This is a genomic window from Phosphitispora fastidiosa (assembly GCF_019008365.1).
Taxonomy (GTDB): Bacteria; Bacillota; Thermincolia; order Thermincolales; family UBA2595; genus Phosphitispora; species Phosphitispora fastidiosa.
Genome location: NZ_JAHHUL010000068.1, coordinates 1 through 570, shown reverse-complemented (window position 1 = coordinate 570; position 570 = coordinate 1). Strand labels below are relative to the sequence as shown.

Here is a 570-nt window from a genome sequence, read left to right as displayed (position 1 = left end):
AACCATCTCTCAAGACTGTTCACCAGTGAACAGTCGAGCACTGTTTAGTTTTGAGGGACCAAAATCCTTCAAGATAAAGCACTAATTGAAGCAAAAGCTGAAGCACTAGAAGCAGATCAGACAGTAAAACAACTGAAACAACAGCTGAACTAAATAATGTAGACAAGACGCGCCGGGGGTTATTAACCCGGCGTATACATAGCTGACCACAAGTCAGCTATGTATGTGGGGGCTTATAGCTCAGCTGGTTAGAGCGCACGCCTGATAAGCGTGAGGTCGGTGGTTCGAGTCCACCTAGGCCCACCATAAAGCTCAAAAAGAAAAATGGGGGTGTAGCTCAGCTGGGAGAGCACCTGCCTTGCAAGCAGGGGGTCAGCGGTTCGATTCCGCTCATCTCCACCATTAAATCAACAAGCTAAATAACAGCTTAAAGAGGGCTGTTTGAAACGAGCATAGCAAGGAAGATGGATTTTTGATGACGGAAGCGTACGGAATGTACGCTGAGGAGTCGAAAAGCCATCTGACGCAGCTAGACGAAGTTTGAAACAGACCGTGTTCTTTGAAAACTTT

The 570-nt window shown here is 46.7% G+C and carries 2 tRNA genes; both read left to right on the top strand.

Annotated features, from left to right (window positions below):
* Positions 1-229: 229 nt before the first annotated feature.
* Positions 230-306 (top strand) — tRNA-Ile (locus Ga0451573_RS18975).
* A 20-nt stretch (positions 307-326) separates the two neighbouring features.
* Positions 327-402: transfer RNA gene (locus Ga0451573_RS18970), tRNA-Ala, on the top strand.
* Positions 403-570 lie beyond the last annotated feature (168 nt).